At 68.7% G+C, this 1,058-nt stretch carries 1 protein-coding gene and 1 pseudogene; both read right to left on the reverse strand.

Annotation, left to right across the window (positions count from 1 at the left end; translation table 11 throughout):
- Positions 1-266: pseudogene (locus ENZ75_RS32705) on the reverse strand (alpha/beta hydrolase); the annotation flags it as partial.
- A 21-nt stretch (positions 267-287) separates the two neighbouring features.
- Positions 288-1,058, reverse strand: a 771-nt coding sequence (locus ENZ75_RS32710; RefSeq protein ID WP_164888216.1) for an iron chelate uptake ABC transporter family permease subunit, incomplete at its 5' end; no start/stop codon positions are given.

Raw genomic sequence — 1,058 nt, forward strand, 5'->3', positions numbered from 1 at the left:
GGATAGCCGATGGCGACGATGACGCCCCAGCCGACATTGGTGCCCGTGGGATAGAAGGCCTGCGCGCGCATGGCGTCGACCGCCGTGCCGATGACGGCGTTGCCGTCGGTCATGTAGAGGACCGGCCAGCCGGCCTCGGGCACCGGCCCGGACGGCACATGCAGGAATATCCGCCAGGGCGCGCCGCCCTGCGCCGGAACAAGATCGTGGACCGCCGTGTTGGCGATCAGGGCTGGCGTCGCGTTGGACATGGATATCTTGGACATGGATATCTCCAGGCAAAACGGTCAGCGGCGGCGCAGCAGCCACATCAGCACCGGGCCGCCGATCAACGTGGCGACGAGACCGGCCGGGATCTGGCGCGGGAAGATGGCGATCCGGCCCACCCAGTCGGCGGCGACCATGATCAGCGCGCCGGCGAGCACCGCGCCAATGGCCTGCGGCAGCGCACGGGAAAGGCCAAGGCGACGAGCAAGATGCGGCGCCATAAGGCCGATGAAGGTCAGCGGACCGACGATCAGCGTCGAAGCCGCGGTGAGTGCCGCGACGGCCAGCAGCACGAGAAGCCGCGCCCTCTTCAGGTTGATGCCAAGGCCCTGAACGGCGGCGGAGCCGAGCGGCAGGATGTCGAGCCAGCGCATGAAGAAAGGCGCGAGCGCGAAGAGGCAGACCGCGATACCACCGGTCAGCAGGGCGTCACCGACATCGACGCCATAGGTCGAACCGGTCAGCCAGTTGAGCAGCAGCATGGCGCGAGGATCGCCGGTCGCGGTGAGCACCAGGATCAGCGCGTCGAACAAGGCCGTCAGGGCAACGCCGGCAAGCAGCAGCCGCTCCGGCGCATAGGCGGCACGACGGCCGATCGCCAGCGTCACCAGCAAAGCGGCGAAGGCCCCGATCGTTGCCGCCGCCGTCTGAACCGGGCGCCCGGCATCGACGAGCGCAAACAGCGCCACCATCATGCCAAGGGCGGCACCGGCACTGATGCCCAGCGCTTCGGGGCTGGCCATCGGATTGCCGGTCAGCCGCTGCATCATCAGCCCGGCAAGCGCCAGCAT

The organism is Mesorhizobium sp. M7A.F.Ca.CA.002.04.1.1 (assembly GCF_004022805.1).
In the GTDB taxonomy this organism is placed as follows: domain Bacteria; phylum Pseudomonadota; class Alphaproteobacteria; order Rhizobiales; family Rhizobiaceae; genus Mesorhizobium; species Mesorhizobium ciceri.